The following is a 19283-nucleotide window of genomic DNA, read 5'->3' as shown; positions in this document are numbered from 1 at the left end:
TGGACGAGGCTTTTATGCCGATGCATAGAAGCCTACTGTGTTCCAAAAGCAGCGCAGCATACAGAAAATCGGAAAGCGGAGGGGTACAGTTACCGGGTATTTGTCATAGACTGACGGTCCCGCCCATGCGTTCGTTTGAGCCAGGTCCTTGAAACTGTACGAAAAACTCGCCGATGAAATGACCGAAGCCGTGCGCCGCGGCGTTTTCGCGGCGGGCGAGCGGATTCCCTCGGTGCGGCAGGCGAGTCAGCAACACGGCGTCAGCATCAAGACGGTGTTGCACGCGTATGCGTTGCTGGAAAGCCGCGGGATTGTCGAGACCCGTCCGCAGTCGGGCTATTTCGTGCGCGACGCGGTGGCGACGGCGGCCGCGCTCGACGAGCCGCGGCTGAGCCGCCAGCCGGCGGCCCAAACACCGCCGGTGGCCGCCGCGGTCGACGTGAGCCGCCTCGTGCTGTCGACCCTGCGCAGCATCCGCGCGCACGACGCCGTGCCGCTCGGCTCGCCTTATCCCGATCCGTCGCTGTTCCCCTGGCGGCGCATCAACCAGTACGCGAATGCGATTGCCCGGCGCCACGCGAGCTGGAACCTGATCGACGACTTGCCGCCCGGCAATCCCGAGCTGATCCGCCAGATCGCGCGGCGCTATGCCGAGAACGGTGTGCCTGTGGATCCCGACGAGATCATCATCACGCTCGGCGCGACCGAGGCGATCAACCTCAGCTTGCAGGCGGTCGCCAAACCGGGCGATACCGTCGCCGTCGAGTCGCCGACTTACTACGCGATGCTGCACGCCATCGAACGTCTCGGCATGCGTGCCATCGAAGTGGCGACGCACCCGGTCCACGGCATCGATATCGAGGCGTTGGCGCAGGTGATTGCGAGGCAGAAGATCGCCGCGTGCATGGTGATGCCGAACTTCCAGAATCCGCTCGGGTTCCAGATGCCGGACGCGCGCAAGCAGCAACTGGTCGAACTGCTCGCGGCACACGAGATTCCTGCCATCGAGAACGATGTTTATCAGGAGCTGTACTTCGGCGAGGCGCGGCCGTCGACCCTGAAGAACTTCGACACCAAGGGGCTGGTGCTGCATTGCGCGTCGTTTTCGAAGAGTCTGACCGCGTCGTACCGGATCGGCTGGGCAATGCCGGGGCGCTACCGCGCGCAGGTCGAGAAGCTGAAGTTTCTCAACACGCTGACGACGCCCTCGGTGCCGCAAGTCGCCGTCGCCGATTACCTGAAGCAGGACGGCTATGACCGGCATCTACGGCACGTGCGCAAGGTCTACCGGCAGCAGGCGAGCATCATGACGGCGATGGTGCAGCGGTTTTTTCCGGCGGGCACGCGCATGTCGACGCCGCAAGGCGGTTACGTGCTGTGGGTGGAGTTGCCTGAACGTGTCGATTCGATGCGGCTCTATGAGGCGGCGCTCGCGCGCAGCATTACGATCGGGCCGGGCATGATGTTTTCGATGCGCGACGACTTTCGCCACTTCATCCGGCTCAATTACAGCTATCCGTGGACGGCGCAGATCGAGGCGGCGTTGAAGACGTTGGGCGAACTGGTGGCGCACATGGCTTGATGGCGCCTGGCAGGGCATGAGAAAAGCGAGGAGACATTCACAATGGAAGACGACGAACTCGATCCGGTACTGGCCGCCATCCTGGCGCAGTTGTGGCGCGCGTATCAGGAAACGCCCGGCGGCGCGTGGTCGCTTGCCAAGCTTTCCAAGCAGGCGGATGTTCCGATGAGCGGATTGCGGCGACAGTTGACGGCACTCGTCGACGGCGGTCTGGTGGACACCACGTTCAACGAGGAAGGCACGGGCACAGCGCGCCTGAGCGAGATGGGCCAGGGCCTGTGCGCGGATTTATTCGGCGAGGGCGGCGCGCCTGATGATGAGCCGACGGACCCCCCGCCGCAGCTTCATTGAGTTGCGGACGCGCGTAGCAGATGAATTCGGCGCGGGGACGACGGTTGCGCCCTCAGTATCCAGAGGTTGTGGCCGCTTGCCGTATCAGGTTGCCGACGTGCCCGCTCGAAGCTATCGGACACGCTTCCCGGGCACCAAAATACAGAATTCGTTATGGGCGGGATAACGAATAATAATTTTTCCACTGAAATTGACCTTCGAATATGGCCCTCTATGCTGGAGTCGTGCCCGGCCGTGTCCCGAGCGAGCGCTGTGGCAGGCACCTCACCTGGAAACCATCTTCGGAGAATTCATGAAAACAACGTTGGCGCGAGCGCTGCATCACTCATTGCGCATCAAAACCGTCCGAACCGTGCTCGCCGCCACACTCGGCGCGACCCTGGCGTTCAGCGCGGCGGCAGCAGCAGCGGCGACCCCGCAGCCGCTCGGCATTGCCTTCGTCTACCTCGGTAATCCGGGCGACGCCGGTTGGACTTATGCGCACGAGCAGGGCGTAAAAGAAGTCGAGGCGAAATTCGGCGACAAGATCAAAGTGACACGCGTCGAGAACGTGCCGGAGTCGGCGGATTCGGAGCGCGTGTTTCGCGATCTGGCGTCCAAGGGCAACAAGATCGTCGTCGGTTCGAGTTTCGGCTTCCAGGATTTCGAGCTGAAGGTCGCCAAGGATTTTCCGGACGCCGTGTTCGAACATGCGACCGGCTACAAGAAGGCCGCCAACTTCGCCACCTATGACGTGCGGACCTATCAGAGCGCCTACCTGGCCGGACTGGTCGCCGGTTATACGACGAAGTCCAACACGCTCGGCTTTGTCGGCTCGGTGCCGGTGCCGGAGGTGGTGCGCAACATCAACGCGTTCACGATGGGCGCCCGTTCAGTCAACCCGAACGCGCGCGTGAAGGTCGTGTGGATCAACAGCTGGTTCGACCCGGGCCGCGAAAAGCAGGCCGCCGAGACGCTGATCGGCCAGGGCGCCGACGTGCTGATCCAGAACACCGATTCGACCGCGACGATGCAGACGGCCGAACAGAAAAAAGTGCATGCATTCGGCTGGGATTCCGACATGAAGAAGTTTGGGCCGAACGCGCAGTTGGGCGCATGCGTGAGCAACTGGGGTGTGTATTACACGTATCTGGTGCAGCAGGTGATGGCGGGTACGTGGAACAATTCGCCGGTGTGGTGGGGGCTGAAAGAGAAGGCGATCGATCTGGCCGACATCAACACGGACGCGGTGTCGCCGGCAGCGCAAAAGGCGTTGAACCAGAAGCGTGACGACATCGTCTCGGGCAAGTTCAACCCGTTTGCCGGTCCGATCGCGGATCAGTCCGGCGTGGTGAAGATTGCTGCGGGCAAGTCGTTGAGCGATGCGGAACTGCTGCGTTTGAACTGGTTCGTTCAAGGCGTGGACGGTTCGCTGCCGAAGTAGTGAATTGCCTGGTTTGCCTAACTATTATTAAAGATTAAAGGAGATCGCCCGTGAGTCTTACCGTCACGACAGATGCCGGTGCTGCTGGAATCGCAACGGCCTATCCGCCACAGGGTTTAACGCCGACGCACGAGCAGGTCGTACGGCATTTGCGGCATTCGAGCCGGGTGGCGGAGCGGGCGACATTGCTGGGGCACCACCCGTTCGGCGCCGTGCTGGTTGGCCCGGATCAGGAGACCGTGTTGATGGAGCAAGGCAACGTCGACACGGTGAATCATGCCGAGTCGGTACTGGCTCGCGTGGCGGCGTTGAATTTCACGCCGGAGTTCTTGTGGAGTTGTACGTTGTACACGTCGGTCGAGCCTTGCTGCATGTGTGCCGGCACGATGTATTGGGCCAACATCGGCCGCGTCGTGTTTGGCATGACCGAGAAGCGCTTGCTGGAGGCGACCGGCGATCATGCCGAGAATCCGACCATGAGCGTGGACTGCCGCTATGTGTTCGACCATTGCCAGAAACATGTCGAGGTGATCGGTCCCGTGCCCGACATCGAGGGTGAGGTGATGGAGGTTCAGCGCAGGTTCTGGAGCGGCAGGTAGCGCTATTGCCCCTCCACCGGCGCGAGCGTGGCGAGGCCACAGAACCAGTCGCCGCCGTGCGGCTTATATTTCCACTGACTGTTGTTCTGCTTGATCACAGTGGAGCACTGGTCATTCACAACGATCCCCGGATTCGCGGCGGTGCATTGAAGCATCGCGGTTTCGATTTGTTGTAGCGCGGGCATCACGGCTTTGCGCGGCGTGTCCGAATTGGCCGGCACATCCGGCGTTCCTGTCTGCATGTTTTCGATCAGCCTTTGCAACTCCTCGATCCGCGTCGTATACCACGTCCCCAGACACGCCCCATCGCGGCAATTCGTTTCCCGCCACGCCCACTTGCTGTCGCTGTCAGCGAGGAAGGCGCGACGGTTGCTGACTCGCCGCCGTACTTTCCAGTACAGTTGTCCCAGTGTGTCATCGAGCTTCGCGAGCGCGGGATCGTTGCAGATCATCCGTTCGGTGAGCGAGCGTCCCCGGTGGCAGTCGAAGCTGGTAGCGTGCGCGGGCAGATGCGTGAGCATCAGTGCGGCGACAAGAATGGGGCGGAAAATTTTCATGGTGATCCCGGCAGTGCAAGGGTTTTTCATGCCATGGATGATCGGCCGGGTTGCCGGAACGCAGACGCTCGAAAACAGCGTGAGTTCAGGTGGGTGATTACCAAATCTTGCTTTGCGCGAGGCACACGGGAACGGCTAGGGCAAGCCCGTAAGTATTTGCCGGGTGGTTTCAGGCATGGGCATTGCAACTGCGGATGAGTAGGCATGCTGGCCGCCACACCGCGTGAGGCGACGACCAGGCCCGACGCATTCACACGTGGGTGCAGGTGGGCATACATGCGGGCCATAGCGGCGCGCACGCAAACGCGGGACGTAAAAACGGGAGAAAAAAATGAAACAGCACCTCGTTCGATGTATGTGTGCGGCGGTCGGCGTGCTGGCTCTGCCAGCAGTGGCGTCCGCGCAATCGCAGGCTTACACGAACAGCACGGTCAACGTGCGTGCCGGGCCTGCTTCCGATTACCCGGTCGTGACGCAGTTGCCAGGTGGCGTCCCGGTTAGCGTGATGGGTTGCATCAGCAATTACGAATGGTGTGACGTCGCTGCGCCGAACCTGCGCGGTTGGGTTTATGCGGGCCGGCTCAGCTATCCCTATCAGGGCAGCAATGTGCCGGTGATGAGCTACGGCACGGTGATCGGGCTGCCGATCGTGACGTTTTCGATCGGTACCTACTGGGGCAATTATTATCGGGGCCGGCCGTGGTACGGCCAGCAATCGCGCTGGGCGCATCATCCGCCCCCGCCACCGCCGAGACCCGGTGCCGGACGGCCACCAGGAGGCCGTCCGCCGGGGAACGTGGGGGGGCGACCGCCAGGAGGTCAGCCGGGTAATGCGGGCGGACGACCGCCGGGAGGTCAGCCGGGTAATGCGGGCGGACGACCGCCGGGAGGTCAGCCGGGCAACGCGGGCGGACGACCGCCGGGAGGTCAGCCGGGCAACGCGGGCGGACGACCGCCGGGAGGTCAGCCGGGCAATGCGGGCGGACGACCGCCGGGGGGGCAGCCGGGTAACGCGGGAGGACGGCCGCCGGGTGGCCAGCCAGGCAATGCAGGAGGACGACCGCCAGGAGGTCAGCCGGGCAACGCGGGCGGACGACCGCCGGGTGGCCAGCCAGGCAATGCAGGAGGACGACCGCCAGGAGGTCAGCCGGGCAACGCGGGTGGGCGACCGCCGGGAGATCAGCCAGGCAATGCAGGTGGACGTCCGCCGGGTGGCAATGGTGGTGGCCGCCCGCAAGGCGGCGGTGACAGGCCCTCAGGTGGCGGAAAAGAGGGCGGTGGCGGAGGTAACCGGCAACCGGATCAGCGTGGCTGACCGGGGTAACGGCACAGGTGGGCCAAGGCCAGGATATGGCACCTCGACTCGCCTGACCCTGAGCCTGGTTAGGGGTTCCGCAGCGCTGCCGAGCGCGTGCGGAACCCGCCTGACGCGCTCGCTGTAGCTTCGTCGCCGTCCCCACGTTGGCGGCACAGCGAGCCGTCGCATTTCTTCAATACGCCGCGTTCAGAAACGCCGCACTAACCGCTCGCAAGGTCTCCTGCGAGCGCGGGTCGCTAAGCCGCGTATGCAGTACCACTTTCGAGTTGGGCAGCGGCGGTAAGCCGAGGTGCTCGCCGACATCCACCGCGCCCGCCGGCGCCACGCGCTGCGCCAGCGCGGCCACGGCGAGCCCGGCGCTCACTGCGGCGCCGACGGCCATCACACCGCCCCCGACGAACACCTCGGTCCAGGCAATTCCCGCCGCATCGAGCGCGTCCGTGGCAATCGCCCGAATCCCACACGGCGCGGCGAGCGTCGCCAGCTTTAGCGGCTGCCCCTCGCGATGTTGCCAGCCCGGCGCCGCGAACCAGCCAAGCCGTTCTTCCGCCAGCAGTTGCCCGTCGCGGCGATCGCCTTCGCGCCGGCCGATCGCCGCGTCGATCTCACCTCGCTCGAACCATGCAAGCACATCGCGTGACGCGGCAATGCGCACCTCAATGACGAGCAGCGGATCGTAAGCCGCGAGCCGCCCCAGCAACGCCGGCAGATTGGGCCCCGCCACGTGGTCGCTGATGCCCAGTTTGAGCCGGCGCTCCGGCGCGTCGGCGGTCCCAGCCAGCGCTCGCTCATGAGCGAGCAGTAGTTGCCGGGCGGCGCCGATGAACACGTCGCCGCGCGGCGAGAGCCTCACCACCCGCGGCGTGCGCTCCAGCAAGCGGTAGCCCAAACGCTCTTCGAGCCGTTTGAGCTTGAGGCTCATCGCGGCTTGCGAGGTGTCCATGACTTCGGCGGCGCGCGTGAAGCTGCCGAGATCCGCAACCAGCACGAAGGCCTGGATCGCATCCAGATCGAGAGGACGGGAGAGCGCGGCCATATTGAAACTTTATCGCAGATATAAAACACCATATCTTGCTGTAATGACCGCTGCGGCGCAAGCTCGCAATCAGTCGAAACCACGAGGAGTTCGCCATGCTTGCCAAACAGTATTCGCACCGTTTGCCTTCCAGTTACGACATGGGGATCATCCGCGAACGTGCGACACGGCGCGGCCCGCTGTGGGACGCGACTGAAGGGCTGGGATTCAAGGCGTTCGTCGTCCGTGAGCGCGGCCGCTATGGCGCCACTGCGAACGTTTACGCCTCGGTGTATCTATGGCTCGATGTCGAGCAAACCGCCGACTTTTTCATGGGTTCGCGCTTTCAGAACGTGATCAACGACTTCGGCCGTCCCGACGTCGAAACCTGGCTGCCGCTCGATGCCCGCAAAGGACCGGCGCACCACGCGCTCGCGTTGTATCGCGACGAGCAGCCGATCGGCGAGCAGGACAACCGCGCCGAGTTGCGCGCCGTGCTTACCGCACAGAACCGTCGTATCGCGGAGCAGGACGATGCGGTGGTCGTGGTCTCCGCACTCGATGTCGCCAACTGGAAGCTGATCCGCCTCACGCTATCGGCGGCGGCGCCGGTCGCCGCGGCGGGCCGCACGGTCTACGAGGTGCTGCATCTTGCGCGTCCGGGCATCGCGAGCCTGAAGTGAGAGAGGGCGGCATATCAAACAGTAGGGTGGGCGAAACGGGTTCGACAGCGGCGCGGGCGGTGTCTTGTCCGCCCGCGCCGCTCGTTGCCCGCGTGGCATTGGCCGCCCACCTGACAGGGCTGGCGCTGACGGCCGGTGCAATCGCCGGATGCGCCGGATTAATGGTGCTGTCGCTTCATTGGCTGACCCGGTAGCCGGACAGTCGTGCACTTCGCGCCATGCATCGCGATTAATGTGCGCCGGTCTCGCGTAAACCCCGGTGCGCCGCGTACACTAACTTGCCGATGTGGGGTTAGGGGGCGCACAAATGACACGCGAAGCGACATCAGATTCGACGATGGGAGCAACGCCTGAGGGCACCCGCTACCGGCCGAATCTGGCCGAGGGGGTGCTGGCGTCGGAGCGTACGGTGTTGCGGCTGATTACCCGCAACACGCCGCTGCCGGAATTGCTCGATGAAGTATGCCGCCGCGCGGAAGCGCTGCTCGGCGACGGTGCGTCCTGTTCGATCCTGTTGCTGGACGCCGACGGCGTGCACGCGAGAGTGGGCGGCGCACCCTCGCTGCCGGCGCACTTTAGCGCCGCGATCGACGGCGCCGCGATCGGCCCAGGGGTGGGGTCTTGCGGCACCGCGATGTACGAGCGGCGCATGGTCGCCGTCGAAGATATCGAAACCGATCCGCTGTGGGTCAATTTCCGGCACCTTGCCTTGCCAATCGGTTTGCGCGCGTGCTGGTCGGTGCCATTTGAAAACGATGCCGGCACGGTGCTGGGCGCGTTCGCGGTCTACCATCGCACCTCGCGCCGACCGAGCGCGGAAGAAGCGGCGATGCTCTACGATATCGGCCACAGTGTCGGTCTCGCCGTCCATCAGGACGCCATGGCGCAACGTCTCGCGCACAGTGAAGAGCATCACCGGCTGGTTGTGAACCATCTGAACGAAGGCATCATCGTGCAGTCGCGCGACGGCGTGGTGCTGGCCTGCAATCCGAGTGCGCAACGCATTCTGCGGGCGAGCGCCGAACTGATCGGCCACGACATTCTGACGGTCATGGTGCGCGCCTATCACGAGGACGGTTCTATCGTCACCGAGGCTGATCGGCCGACCACTCAGGTGCTGGCATCCGGCAAACCCATGCTTGGCGTCACGATCGGTCTGGAGCTGATCGACGGCGATGTCATCTGGATTACTGAAAATGTCGTGCCGATCATCAAACCGGGCGACAGCGAACCCGGTTCAGTGCTGATCTCGTTTACCGACATCGGGCCGGTGCGCGAGGCGCAACGACAGCTCAAGTTTCTGGCCACCCGCGATCCACTTACCGGTCTCTACAACCGCGCCTACCTGGCCGAGCGAATGCGCGATCTGTTCGCGCCGGGTGGCGTGGCCGGAATGGGCGAGCTGGCGCGGGTCGCTGTGCTGTTTGTCGATCTGGACGGTTTCAAGAAGGTCAACGACACCGCCGGTCACGAGGCCGGGGATGCGCTTCTATGCAGTGTGGCGCAGCGGTTGTCGGCGTGTGTCGCGCGGAACGACACGCTCGCGCGTGTGGGGGGCGACGAGTTCGTGATCGTGGTCAGCGCTTACGAAAACACGGGTCATCTGATCGCGCTCGCCCAGCGCATTCTCGACATGATCGCCGTGCCGTTCGCGGTGGCGGACAACGAGTACTACATGGGTGCGTCGATCGGCATCAGTCTCTTTCCCGACGACGGGCAGGACGTCCCCACGCTAATGCGCAACGCCGACTCGGCGATGTACCACGCGAAACAATGCGGACGTAACAATTTTCAGTTCTTCACGGTCGAGCTGAATCAGCATCTGCAACGCCGCTTCATGATAGAGCAGGCGTTGCGGCGTGCGCTTGCCACCGACGAACTGAGCCTCGTGTATCAGCCGATCGTCGACAGCCAATGCGGCCGCACGATCGGCGCCGAAGCGCTGCTGCGCTGGTACAACGCCGAATTGGGCAATGTTTCGCCGGTGGAATTCATCCCCGTGGCCGAAGACGCCGGTCTGATCGTCGAGATCGGTTCCTGGGTGCTGGCCCGGGCCTGCGAGCAGGTCGCGCAATGGCGGCGCACGCTGGCGCCGGAGTTGATCGTCGCGGTGAATCTGTCGCCGCGTCAGTTCAAAAACGGCCTCGTGGAGCGGATCGAGCGTTGTCTGGAGCAGTCCGGGCTCGAGCCGGAGGCGCTGGAACTGGAGATTACCGAGCGGCTGTTGATGAGCGACAGCGACGCCGTGCTGCCGATGCTGAGCGCGTTGAGCGCGATGGGCGTGCGGATTTCCGTCGACGATTTCGGCACCGGATATTCGTCGCTGTCGTATTTGAAGCGATTTCCGCTGCATAACCTGAAGATCGATCGTTCCTTCGTCGCGGGCTTGCCGGATCATCGCGATTCGATCGCGATCACCCAGGCGGTGGTGGCGATGGCCCATTCGCTAGGCATGAATGTCACGGCTGAAGGCGTGGAGACCGCCGAGCAGGCGGCGTTTTTGCGCGGGATCGCCTGCGACAAGCAGCAAGGGTATTTTTATAGCCGGCCGGTTGGGGCGAGTGCTTATGCGCGGAGTTTGTGTGACGCTCAGATGGGGCTGGCCGGGGCTTCATGACTGTTGCTGATACCTCTCTGACCCCTCCGGCCATGGTCGCAGGCGCTGGCGGGGCTAACCCGCGTCACCGGGCGGGTTAATACAACAAATCGATCCCTCCGCTGCGGGCATCAGACTCGATTGTTCAGTTTTGCAAACAAGTGCCTTCGCGTTCCCGGTATTTATCCGCGCTCCCTGTTTCTCTAAAATTCTCCCATCGAAATGTAAATTCAGCGCCGTGCCAAAGCGGCCCCGCGCGGTGGGAGCCGTTATGCCAGCCTTGATCAAGAATCAGCTTTACCGGCCATCGGTGGTCTTGCCGATGGTTGCCCTCATGCAGGTGATGGTGTCGCAGGATTTCAACCTCGGGCAGGTCGGCTGGGTTGTTGCGACGCGCGGTGCGCAGGCGGCACTGCAACGTTCGCGCGAATTGATCTGCGCCGTGCATTGCCACGCCTGAACACAATCAGGCGCAATTTCCATTCAATCGACTGTCGCCGGTCCCGTGCGAGCCGAAAACAGGTCGCAAGGCGGCGCGCGGACCTTACAGAGCGCGACAGAATCAACGAGGAAGGGGCGATAAAGGCAACCCGAGGCGCTGAGGGTAAGATGCTACGACCAGCACCGCAGCCTCGGGAGATCTGCCATGCCACAGCACTTCGACGCAGTCGTGATCGGCACGGGACAAGGCGGTGCGCCGCTCGCTGTCCGCCTCGGTGAAAGCGGCCGAAAAACCGCGGTCATCGAACGTGCGGCCTTCGGCGGGACTTGCGTGAATGTGGGCTGCACGCCGACCAAGTCGTATGTGGCCAGTGCCCGTACGGCCCACGCGGCGCGCCACGCCGCGGAGCTGGGCGTGCAGGTGAGCGGTGCGGTCAGCGTCGATCTGGCAGCGGTCAAGGCGCGCAAGGACGGGATCGTCGGCCAATCGCGCGATGGCGTCGAGAAATGGCTGCGCGGCGCGGATAACGTCACTGTCTTCAACGGCCATGCACGCTTCACCGGCGCCCATACGCTCGCTGTTATCGGCCCGGACGGCGCGGTGCTCGATGAACTCAGCGCCGACGAAATTTTCATCAATACCGGCACGCGCGCAGTCGTGCCGCCGCTCGACGGGCTCGAGCGGATTCGCTACTACACCAACTCGAATCTGCTTGAGTTAACCGAGTTGCCGGGCCATCTGGCGATTGTCGGCGGCAGCTATATCGCGCTCGAATTCGCACAGATTTTTCGCCGCTTCGGCAGCCGGGTGACGGTGCTGGTGCGCGGCGAACGCGTGCTCACGCGCGAGGATGCCGACTTCGCCGATTCCGTCCAGAAGGTGCTGGCGCGCGAAGGCGTCGAGTTTGTCTTCGGCGTGCAGCCCTCGCGGGTCGAACCGCATCCGCATCACGAGAACGAGGTGTGTATCGGCTTTGAGCAGAACATTCCCGCGCTCGAAGCATCGCACTTGCTGTTCGCCACCGGCCGCGAACCGAATACCGACGACCTCGGCCTTGCCGCCGCCGGCGTCGCGACGGACAGGCACGGCACGATTCCCGTCGACGGCCAGTTGCGCACCAATGTGCCGGGCATCTGGGCGATCGGCGACATCAACGGACGCGGCGCCTTTACCCACACCTCTTACGATGATTTCCATATCGTCGCGGCCAATCTGCTCGACGGTGGCTCGCGCAGTGTCGATTCGCGAATCATGGCGTATGCGGTGTTCGTCGACCCGCCGCTCGCGCGCGTGGGGCTCTCGGAGGCCGACGTGCGCAAGGCCGGCCGCGACGCGCTGATCGCGACCATGCCGATGACACGGGTGGGCCGCGCCCGCGAGCGCGGCGAGACCGACGGTTTCATGAAGGTGATGGTCGACGCAAAGAGCAAGCAGATTCTCGGCGCGGCGATCCATGGCATTGAAGGCGACGAAGCGCTGCATACGTTCATCGACATCATGACGGCCGGGGCGCCGTATCCGACGCTGCAGTACGCCATGCATATTCATCCAACCATCAGCGAACTGGTGCCGACTTTGCTTGATGGGCTCAAGCCGATGAAATAAGCGGTGTACCGGACGGTCAACCGGGCGACGTGACGTGTGCCGCGGGCGAAAACGCACAGTGAACCGGTTGCCAGGAATGACCAATCGCTGAGATCGCGTCGCCATAACAGGATTACACTCGAAGTGGGACGTATCCTGGAGCAAAATCATGACTAGTACCGACCCTAAAAGCACTTTTCACGGTCTTCCTTTGACCCCGGAACAAGACGCGGAAGTCAGACACTACATCAAGAGGCAGAAGCAACAGGGCGCGGCGTGGGACACACCTGAGCTGGCGTCCATGCTTCGCGACATGCTGGAGCCCCCGGGCGACGACGACGCCGATCTCGATTCCACTTTCGACGAAACGAGAGCCGCCACGGAACGCGCGGCCGCATCGATCGACGAAGCGATGGACCCGATCGAAGCGAGCGAAGAGCGGAACGCGGCCATGGAAATCGAGGCCATGAAGGGATTCAAGCGCTGAGCCCGCATGACGGAGCCACCGGCGATTGAAGCGTATCGGCCCATCGACCTTGTACGGAGTGAGGACTTCGTTTTGCCCGATAGCAGCCGATCGTTCATCAGGGAGAAGGCATGAGCATTAGCGTCGTCCGGCTTGGGTCGCCAAGGGCAGCCGACGAAGGGGTGCGTATTGGTACCGTTCGGCGACCGCCGCGGGGCGTACCGCGGACGGAATTCAGCAGCCGCGACTACTACGATGTGTGGCTGCCTAACCTGTCACCTGATCCAGCGTTAGTGAAAGAGGCCAAGGCGGTCACCAGCAACGCTGATTGGGCCGCGTTTGCGAAAAAATTCCGGGCGGAGATGAATGGTGGCGATGCCAGCAAGGTGTTGGACCTGCTTGCCGCATTGTCAAAAACGACGCACTTTTCCATCGGCTGCTATTGCGAAGACGAAAGCCGGTGCCATCGCAGCATTCTTCGTCAGTTGCTGGACGAGCGGGGTGCGCTGATCAGGTGATGTATGCGGACGCGGCTGGTCTGCATTCGACAAGTCCCATTGTCATCGCCGATAATCGCCAGCGTGCATGCTCGGCATACTCCGGGTCCGGCTCGCAATCGCGGTGCGCCACGCCGGCAAGCTCATCTCTTCACAATCGCAATTACAGAATCAGGAAACCGACCGATGGGTAAGGGACGCGTCGAAGCCTTCAGCGATGGCGTGATCGCCATCATCATCACGATCATGGTGCTCGAATTGAAGGTGCCTGAAGGCAACGATCTCGCCGCGCTGCGCCCCGTGATCCCCGTGTTCTGCGCTTACGTGCTGAGTTTTATCTACGTCGGTATCTACTGGAACAATCATCACCACATGTTCCATGCCGTGCAGCGGGTCAACGGCGCGGTGCTCTGGGCCAATCTCCATCTGCTGTTCTGGTTGTCGCTGCTGCCGGCCGTCACCCATTGGGTCGGCGAAAACCATCTGGCTTCGTGGCCGACCGCGATGTACGGCGCCGTGCTGTTCATGTCGGCGATTGCCTATTTCATTCTGACCCGCGTGCTGATCCGCGAGCACGGCACGGAGTCGACGATTGCGAAAGCGCTCGGCAACGACTTCAAGGGCAAGGTCTCGGTCGTCATCTATCTGGCGGGTATCGTGCTGGCATTCGTCCAGCCGTGGCTCTCGGCTGCGCTCTATACGCTGGCTGCGGCGTGGTGGCTGGTGCCCGACCGGCGCATCGAACACCTGATGGAAGCGTAAGCATGTTGCTTACGCTCAAGCTCGCGCTGGTGCCGGCGTTTCTCGCCGCGCTGACCGTGGCGGGGCGCGTATGGGGACCGTCGGTGGCGGGATGGCTGGCAGGACTGCCGGTCGTGGCCGGCCCGATCGTGCTGTTGCTCGCGTTGGAGCGTGGGCCGGCGTTCGCGGCGCTGGCGTCGGCGGCATCGATCGCGGCCATAGCCGCATCCGAGGCGTTCAATTTTGCGTATGCGTGGACTTGCCGGCGGTCAGCGTGGTCGCTTGCACTGATGGCCGGCATGCTCGGATGGGTTGGCGTCGCGATGCTGCTCACGCATTTACCGGGTGGACTGGTCTGGGCGGTGGCGGCGGCCTGCGTCGCTGTTGCCATTTCTCAGAACGGTTTGCCGCGCGTCACGGCCCCCGTGCCGACGGTGCGCCTTGGGCTCGGCGAACTTGCGCTGCGCATGCTCGCCGGTGCGCTGCTGACGGTTGCGGTGACCACACTGTCCGCGTCGATGGGTGCGATGTGGAGCGGACTGTTGTCCGTGTTTCCATTGCTCGGCATCGTGCTCGCGGTGTCGGCCCAGCGAGCGCATGGCGCGGACTTCGTCGCGCTGTTGATGCGCGGCATGGTGATTGGCCGCGGCTCGTTTGCAGCGTTCTTCGCCGTGACCGCGGCGATGCTGCCACATTACGGCGTGTGGCTGAGCTTTGGGTGTGCGGCGGTGGTGTCGATGGTGGCGCAGGGGATGACCGGGCGGTTGCTTCGCGCGAAGCGGCCAGTGCAGGCGTTGTCGCGGGAGCTTGCCGAACAGCAGTCGGCAGACTGAGGCGGTTTGGCCGATACTGGCATCATGACTTCGCGTACCCAAAGCCCCCCAGCCACCCGAATCGGCCTGATCTCCGACACGCACAACCTCGTGCGTCCTGAAGCCCTGCAGTACCTCGCAGGCTGCGATGCGATCATCCACGCGGGCGATATCTGCAATCAGGCGGTGCTGGATGCACTTGCGCAGATCGCACCGGTCACAGCGGTGCGCGGCAATAATGACATTGAAGAACCGGTCGCCTCGTTACCGACGCACGTCAAGCTGACCGTGCAACAGGTGACGATCCTCGTCGTGCATGACATCGCCGATGTGGGCGACGATCCGTGTCGTGAAGGCATCGACGTGGTCGTAACTGGGCACTCGCACAAGCCCGCGATCAGCGAGCGCGACGGCGTGCTGTTCGTCAATCCAGGCAGTGCTGGACCCAGGCGGTTCAAGTTGCCGATTTCCGCTGGCATGCTAATTATCGAAGGTGCGCATGCAAGTGCGACGTTCGATTCTCTGGTGACATGAAAAAACGGGCCGGCAAAAATCTGCCGGCCCGTTTTCGGACACGCTAACGCGAATTACTGTGGTTGCCAACCGCCAACCGCCAACCGCCAACCGCCAACCGCCAACCGCCAACGCGGATGACACGCGTACAACTTCCGGCGGCTAGCTCCCGCGCAACCCAGAATCAGGCACGCGCCGTAGCAGCAACAGCGTAACTTTCATCCATCTCCGCCGCCTGACGCTCGCCGCGCAGCACTGCATGCGCTTCCGCACGCGTTGCGACACACGGACCCGAGCCGAGCAACGGCTTGCGAGCCGTTTCACGCAGTGCGAACACCGACACGATTCCGATCAGCGACGCGCCCATCAGGTAGTACGCGGGCATCATCAGATTGCCGGTGCTATTGACCAGCCATGCCGTCACGAGCGGCGTCGTTCCGCCGAACAGCGACACCGAAATATTGAAGCCGATCGCGAGCGCACCATAGCGAATCTTCGTCGGGAACAGCGCCGGCAGTGCAGACGGCATCACGCCGGTGAAGCACGACAGCAGCACGCCGAGAATCATCAGGCCGCCGAACACCGGCAGCACCGTGCCCATGCGAATCAGCAGTAGCGCGGGAATCGACAGCGCGAACAGACCCACGCAGCCGAACAGCATCACCGGCTTGCGGCCGATCGTGTCGGACAGATGGCCGGCTGCCAGCGTCATCGGCATCATCAGGACCATCACGAGCAGCACGAGAAAGAGGCCGTGCGTTTCGTTGAAGTGCAGGGTGGCCGACAGATAGCTCGGCAGATACGAGAGCGCCATGTAATCGGTGACGTTGAAGATCAGCACGAGGCCGACGCACAGCAGAAGCGGCTTCCATTGCTGCATGAGCAACTCGCGGAAAGATTGCGTCGGGAGCGCTTTGTCTTCAGCTTCGCGTTGTTCAGCCTGCTTCTTGAACGCAGGCGTTTCTTCGAGCTTCATCCGGATGTACAGACCGACCAGACCCAACGGACCCGCGATCAGGAACGGCACACGCCATCCCCAGGAGAGCAGCGCATCGTTCGACAGCGTTGCCGTCAGAACCGCGACCGTACCCGCGCCGAGCACATAGCCGATCAGTGTGCCGAACTCGAGGAAGCTGCCCATGAAACCACGGCGCTTGTCCGTCGAGAATTCGGCAATGAAGGTGGCGGCGCCGCCGTATTCACCCCCGGTCGAGAAGCCTTGCACGAGGCGTGCGACCAGCAGCAACACCGGCGCGAAAATGCCGATCGTCGTGTAGCTCGGAATCAGGCCGATCGCGAAGGTGCCGAGCGCCATCATGATCATCGTCATCGCCAGTACGCGCTGACGGCCGATGCGATCGCCCAGCGGCCCGAACACCATGCCGCCGACCGGGCGTACGAGGAACGCCGCGGCAAACGTGCCGAAGGTGGCGATCAACTGCGCGGCCGGACTCGCCGACGGGAAGAACACTTTGCCGAGCGTGACAGCAATGTAGCTGTACACGCCGAAATCGAACCATTCCATCGCGTTGCCGAGCGCCATGGCGCCGACAGCCCGCTTGAGGAGAGATTTGTCGACGACGGTGATGTCGTCGAGTGAGAGGCGTTGTTCTTCTTTGTGATGTCGCCAGAAGCCGTTGCTGGAAGCGGTCAAGGTGAAAACTCCAATGACTGCGACGAAACTCATGAAAACGCGCATGAACGTTCCGCCACGGGTGCTGGGGAAGTGCAGTTTCGCGAGCGATGGCGATGGCGTCTCTTTCGCCGGAGGGGCGATAGAGGAAATGGGCGCGCAAAAGAAAATAAAACGCCCGTGCCTCGCGAACGATTCGCGAAAAAACACTCGTCTAGATTGTGCTGACTGTTGCATCTGCGTGGCCGTGGAAGGGGGGCAGATGCATGAGGACGCTGGGGTGGCTGAAAGCTGGCCCATGCGCCGCTGGAAGGCTCGAAACGAAAAAGGCCGGTGCTGGATCGCCGCTCATGGGATGAGATCAGGCGGGGAAACGACCGACAAGCCTTCTTGTATAAAAACTGTTCAATTCGACAGGGTGGCGTGCGGAGAAACCGGCACTGCAAGGCACCACATGGCGCCATAAACCACTGTCAAAAGAACGTGAATGAAGGTGAAATGCTGTTGGAACGATGAACATGATAGCACGATGACCGAGGATCGCGCAAACCCGGAATCGAGCGGGAGGCTTGGGGACGGTACTCAATCCCTTGCGGGGTGGGGGATTGAGCGGATTGCAGCGGTATGAAAAAAGACTTAAAAACGCGCCAGACAGGCGAAAAAAAACCGCGCACGCGGCGCGGTTTTTTCATACGGCTGATCGCCAATACTGGCGTGCAGTCGAAAGCGTTTATTACTCAGCTGCCGGCGGCACATAACCCTGCGCCGTATCCGCGCCTTCGCCGAAGAAGAACTTTTCGGTCTGCTTCATCAAATATTGACGTGCGCGCGGATCAGCCATATTGAGGCGGTTTTCGTTGATCAGCATGGTTTGCTGCTTCAACCAGGCCTGCCAGGCTTCCTTCGAAATGCCTTCGTAGATCCGCTTGCCGAGTTCGCCCGGCAGCGGCGGGAAATCGAGACCTTCGGCTTCCTTGCCGAGCTTCGCGCATTGAACCATACGAGTCATGCTGTGCTTCTCCTGTAATCGATGTATGTGGGGCGGGCAGTCGCTTTATATGGGGACGCTCAGAGCTGTTTCATCAGCACGAGAGACTTGCGCTGCCAGTTGTAGAGTCGGCGGCGGTCTTCAGGCAGGTCGTCGACCGTGACCTTGACGAAGCCGCGCTTGAGGAACCAGTGTTCGGTGCGCGTGGTGAGCACGAAAATCCGCGTGAGGCCGCGTGCTCGCGCGCGTTGTTCGATGCGCTTGAGCAGGCGCTCGCCGTCGCCGGTGCCTTGCGCTTCCGGCGCGACCGTCAGGCAGGCCATTTCGCCGATGCGCTCCTGCGGATACGGGTACAGCGCCGCGCAGCCAAACAGTACGCCATCGTGCTCGATCACCGAGAAATGGTCGATGTCGCGTTCGATCTGGTGGCGGCCTCGCCGTACCAGCGTGCCGTCGGATTCGAGCGGCTCAATCAGCGAGAGAATACCGCCGACATCGTCTGGCGTGGCTTCGCGCAGGCTTTCGAGGTTCTCGTACGAGATCATCGTGCCCACGCCGTCGTGCAGGAACAGTTCGAGCAGCAGGCTGCCGTCGAGCGCGTAGGGGATGATATGGGCCCGAGCGACGCCGCCGCGGCAGGCACGGATCGAGTGCTTCAGATAAAAGCCTGCGTCGCCGGTGACTTCGCCGCTTTCATGCAGCTTGTAGGCGTCGTCGAGCGACAGTTCGCGGACCAGTTCGGGCCCGTTTTCGCCGGTTTCCATCAGGCCCGGCGTTTCGGTCAGGAACACGATCTTGTCGGCGCGCAGCGCGATCGCGGCGGCGGAGGCGACGTCTTCCATCGACAGATTGAATGCCTCGCCAGTCGGCGAGAAGCCGAGCGGCGAGAGCAGCACGAGCTTGCGGCTCGCGAGCGAATGACGGATCGAATCCGCGTCGATCTTACGCACCACGCCGGTGTGGGCGAAATCGACGCCGTCCAGAATGCCGACCGGGCGCGCCGTCACGAAGTTGCCCGACACCACGCTGATGTGCGCGTGCGCCATTGGCGTGTTCGGCAAGCCCTGGCTGATCGCCGCCTCGATATCCAGACGCACTTCGCCGGCCGCTTCTTTCGCGGACTCCAAAGCACGCGCGTCGGTAATGCGCATGCCGTGCGAAAACTCGGACTCCACGCCATGCAGGCTCATCTGCTCTTCGACCTGCGGTCGCGAGCCGTGCACCAGAACGATCTGGATGCCCATGGCCTGCAGCAGCGCGATATCGGACACGAGTGCGTTCAGGAGCCCCTGGTGCACCACCTCGCCGCCGAAACCGACGACGAACGTCTTGTTACGGAACGCATGGATGTAAGGGGCGACTGAGCGCATCCAGTCGACGAATTGCGCGTGCTGGGCGAGGTCTTCCGTTGCTCCGGCGGGGGCCGGAGCGCTCGCGGGCGCGGGGACGAGGTCGGTTTGGGAATTCATGCCGGGGATTATAA

19 protein-coding genes are annotated in these 19283 nt (G+C 62.9%); 14 read left to right on the top strand and 5 right to left on the bottom strand.

Annotated elements, in window-relative coordinates:
- Positions 1-148: 148 nt before the first annotated feature.
- The 4 genes from PQQ52_RS10755 (at position 149) to PQQ52_RS10740 (ending at position 3955) form a co-directional block, all read left to right on the top strand.
- A complete protein-coding gene (locus PQQ52_RS10755) occupies positions 149-1582 on the top strand; it encodes an aminotransferase-like domain-containing protein (RefSeq protein ID WP_408210216.1) in 1434 nt (477 codons plus the stop codon).
- A 42-nt stretch (positions 1583-1624) separates the two neighbouring features.
- Positions 1625-1933, top strand: coding sequence for a winged helix-turn-helix domain-containing protein (locus PQQ52_RS10750; RefSeq protein ID WP_408210213.1), 309 nt, complete (start codon positions 1625-1627; stop codon positions 1931-1933).
- 292 nt (positions 1934-2225) lie between these two features.
- Positions 2226-3356: a BMP family ABC transporter substrate-binding protein gene (locus tag PQQ52_RS10745; protein ID WP_408210210.1), complete on the top strand. Its 1131-nt coding sequence runs from the start codon at positions 2226-2228 to the stop codon at positions 3354-3356.
- A 50-nt stretch (positions 3357-3406) separates the two neighbouring features.
- Complete coding sequence (locus PQQ52_RS10740) at positions 3407-3955, top strand: nucleoside deaminase (protein ID WP_408210207.1); 549 nt, start codon at positions 3407-3409, stop codon at positions 3953-3955.
- A gap of 2 nt (positions 3956-3957) precedes the next feature.
- Here PQQ52_RS10740 and PQQ52_RS10735 read toward each other — a convergent pair whose 3' ends face one another.
- Positions 3958-4512: a lysozyme inhibitor LprI family protein gene (locus PQQ52_RS10735; RefSeq protein ID WP_408210204.1), complete on the bottom strand. Its 555-nt coding sequence runs from the start codon at positions 4510-4512 to the stop codon at positions 3958-3960.
- Positions 4513-4843: 331 nt separating this feature from the next.
- Between PQQ52_RS10735 and PQQ52_RS10730 the strand changes: the two genes are divergently transcribed.
- The gene (locus PQQ52_RS10730) at positions 4844-5827 is read left to right on the top strand and encodes an SH3 domain-containing protein (RefSeq protein ID WP_408210202.1); all 984 of its coding nucleotides are present in this window, start codon (positions 4844-4846) and stop codon (positions 5825-5827) included.
- Positions 5828-6002: 175 nt separating this feature from the next.
- Here PQQ52_RS10730 and PQQ52_RS10725 read toward each other — a convergent pair whose 3' ends face one another.
- Entirely contained in the window at positions 6003-6866 is an 864-nt protein-coding gene (locus PQQ52_RS10725) for a LysR family transcriptional regulator (RefSeq protein ID WP_408210199.1), read from the bottom strand.
- A 95-nt stretch (positions 6867-6961) separates the two neighbouring features.
- On the opposite strand from PQQ52_RS10725, the gene PQQ52_RS10720 reads away from it, so the two are divergent.
- The 9 genes from PQQ52_RS10720 to PQQ52_RS10680 all read left to right on the top strand — a co-directional run bounded on the left by PQQ52_RS10720 (position 6962) and on the right by PQQ52_RS10680 (position 15200).
- Positions 6962-7528 (top strand): DUF4865 family protein, encoded by a 567-nt coding sequence (locus tag PQQ52_RS10720; protein ID WP_408210196.1) that lies wholly within the window; start codon positions 6962-6964, stop codon positions 7526-7528.
- A 307-nt stretch (positions 7529-7835) separates the two neighbouring features.
- Positions 7836-10145: a putative bifunctional diguanylate cyclase/phosphodiesterase gene (locus tag PQQ52_RS10715; RefSeq protein WP_408210193.1), complete on the top strand. Its 2310-nt coding sequence runs from the start codon at positions 7836-7838 to the stop codon at positions 10143-10145.
- A 250-nt stretch (positions 10146-10395) separates the two neighbouring features.
- Positions 10396-10584, top strand: a complete 189-nt coding sequence (locus PQQ52_RS10710; RefSeq protein WP_323044297.1) for a hypothetical protein — start codon at positions 10396-10398, stop codon at positions 10582-10584.
- A 186-nt stretch (positions 10585-10770) separates the two neighbouring features.
- Positions 10771-12171 carry an FAD-containing oxidoreductase gene (locus PQQ52_RS10705; protein WP_408210190.1) on the top strand — a complete coding sequence of 467 codons (1401 nt, stop codon included), beginning with the start codon at positions 10771-10773 and terminating at the stop codon, positions 12169-12171.
- Positions 12172-12319: 148 nt separating this feature from the next.
- The gene (locus PQQ52_RS10700; protein WP_408210188.1) at positions 12320-12637 is read left to right on the top strand and encodes a hypothetical protein; all 318 of its coding nucleotides are present in this window, start codon (positions 12320-12322) and stop codon (positions 12635-12637) included.
- Between the two features lie 110 nt (positions 12638-12747).
- A complete protein-coding gene (locus PQQ52_RS10695; protein WP_408210185.1) occupies positions 12748-13134 on the top strand; it encodes a DUF488 domain-containing protein in 387 nt (128 codons plus the stop codon).
- A 165-nt stretch (positions 13135-13299) separates the two neighbouring features.
- A complete protein-coding gene (locus PQQ52_RS10690) occupies positions 13300-13875 on the top strand; it encodes a TMEM175 family protein (RefSeq protein WP_408210183.1) in 576 nt (191 codons plus the stop codon).
- Positions 13876-13877: 2 nt separating this feature from the next.
- The gene (locus PQQ52_RS10685) at positions 13878-14687 is read left to right on the top strand and encodes a hypothetical protein (RefSeq protein WP_408210180.1); all 810 of its coding nucleotides are present in this window, start codon (positions 13878-13880) and stop codon (positions 14685-14687) included.
- A 24-nt stretch (positions 14688-14711) separates the two neighbouring features.
- Complete coding sequence (locus PQQ52_RS10680) at positions 14712-15200, top strand: metallophosphoesterase family protein (protein ID WP_408210177.1); 489 nt, start codon at positions 14712-14714, stop codon at positions 15198-15200.
- A 163-nt stretch (positions 15201-15363) separates the two neighbouring features.
- Here PQQ52_RS10680 and proP read toward each other — a convergent pair whose 3' ends face one another.
- The 3 genes from proP to argA all read right to left on the bottom strand — a co-directional run bounded on the left by proP (position 15364) and on the right by argA (position 19269).
- Complete coding sequence (gene proP / locus PQQ52_RS10675; protein WP_408210174.1) at positions 15364-16866, bottom strand: glycine betaine/L-proline transporter ProP; 1503 nt, start codon at positions 16864-16866, stop codon at positions 15364-15366.
- Between the two features lie 679 nt (positions 16867-17545).
- Positions 17546-17821 carry an oxidative damage protection protein gene (locus PQQ52_RS10670; protein WP_074282891.1) on the bottom strand — a complete coding sequence of 92 codons (276 nt, stop codon included), beginning with the start codon at positions 17819-17821 and terminating at the stop codon, positions 17546-17548.
- A 59-nt stretch (positions 17822-17880) separates the two neighbouring features.
- Complete coding sequence (gene argA / locus PQQ52_RS10665) at positions 17881-19269, bottom strand: amino-acid N-acetyltransferase (protein ID WP_408210171.1); 1389 nt, start codon at positions 19267-19269, stop codon at positions 17881-17883.
- Between the last annotated feature and the right edge of the window lie 14 nt (positions 19270-19283).

This window comes from Paraburkholderia sediminicola, from assembly GCF_046030555.1.
GTDB classification, from domain to species: domain Bacteria; phylum Pseudomonadota; class Gammaproteobacteria; order Burkholderiales; family Burkholderiaceae; genus Paraburkholderia; species Paraburkholderia sediminicola_E.
Note: the sequence above shows the minus strand (reverse complement) of the source record. Positions and strands in the feature narration are given on the sequence as shown.

Excerpts from the sequence above, each read along its gene's own strand:
- PQQ52_RS10750 (WP_408210213.1), top strand. The coding sequence starts at position 1,625 with ATGGAAGACGACGAACTCGATCCGGTACTGGCCGCCATCCTGGCGCAG.
- PQQ52_RS10745 (WP_408210210.1), top strand. The coding sequence starts at position 2,226 with ATGAAAACAACGTTGGCGCGAGCGCTGCATCACTCATTGCGCATCAAA.
- PQQ52_RS10735 (WP_408210204.1), bottom strand. The coding sequence starts at position 4,512 with ATGAAAATTTTCCGCCCCATTCTTGTCGCCGCACTGATGCTCACGCAT.
- PQQ52_RS10730 (WP_408210202.1), top strand. The coding sequence starts at position 4,844 with ATGAAACAGCACCTCGTTCGATGTATGTGTGCGGCGGTCGGCGTGCTG.
- PQQ52_RS10725 (WP_408210199.1), bottom strand. The coding sequence starts at position 6,866 with ATGGCCGCGCTCTCCCGTCCTCTCGATCTGGATGCGATCCAGGCCTTC.
- PQQ52_RS10720 (WP_408210196.1), top strand. The coding sequence starts at position 6,962 with ATGCTTGCCAAACAGTATTCGCACCGTTTGCCTTCCAGTTACGACATG.
- PQQ52_RS10715 (WP_408210193.1), top strand. The coding sequence starts at position 7,836 with ATGACACGCGAAGCGACATCAGATTCGACGATGGGAGCAACGCCTGAG.
- PQQ52_RS10710 (WP_323044297.1), top strand. The coding sequence starts at position 10,396 with ATGCCAGCCTTGATCAAGAATCAGCTTTACCGGCCATCGGTGGTCTTG.
- PQQ52_RS10705 (WP_408210190.1), top strand. The coding sequence starts at position 10,771 with ATGCCACAGCACTTCGACGCAGTCGTGATCGGCACGGGACAAGGCGGT.
- PQQ52_RS10700 (WP_408210188.1), top strand. The coding sequence starts at position 12,320 with ATGACTAGTACCGACCCTAAAAGCACTTTTCACGGTCTTCCTTTGACC.
- PQQ52_RS10695 (WP_408210185.1), top strand. The coding sequence starts at position 12,748 with ATGAGCATTAGCGTCGTCCGGCTTGGGTCGCCAAGGGCAGCCGACGAA.
- PQQ52_RS10690 (WP_408210183.1), top strand. The coding sequence starts at position 13,300 with ATGGGTAAGGGACGCGTCGAAGCCTTCAGCGATGGCGTGATCGCCATC.
- PQQ52_RS10685 (WP_408210180.1), top strand. The coding sequence starts at position 13,878 with ATGTTGCTTACGCTCAAGCTCGCGCTGGTGCCGGCGTTTCTCGCCGCG.
- PQQ52_RS10680 (WP_408210177.1), top strand. The coding sequence starts at position 14,712 with ATGACTTCGCGTACCCAAAGCCCCCCAGCCACCCGAATCGGCCTGATC.
- proP (WP_408210174.1), bottom strand. The coding sequence starts at position 16,866 with ATGAGTTTCGTCGCAGTCATTGGAGTTTTCACCTTGACCGCTTCCAGC.
- PQQ52_RS10670 (WP_074282891.1), bottom strand. The coding sequence starts at position 17,821 with ATGACTCGTATGGTTCAATGCGCGAAGCTCGGCAAGGAAGCCGAAGGT.
- argA (WP_408210171.1), bottom strand. The coding sequence starts at position 19,269 with ATGAATTCCCAAACCGACCTCGTCCCCGCGCCCGCGAGCGCTCCGGCC.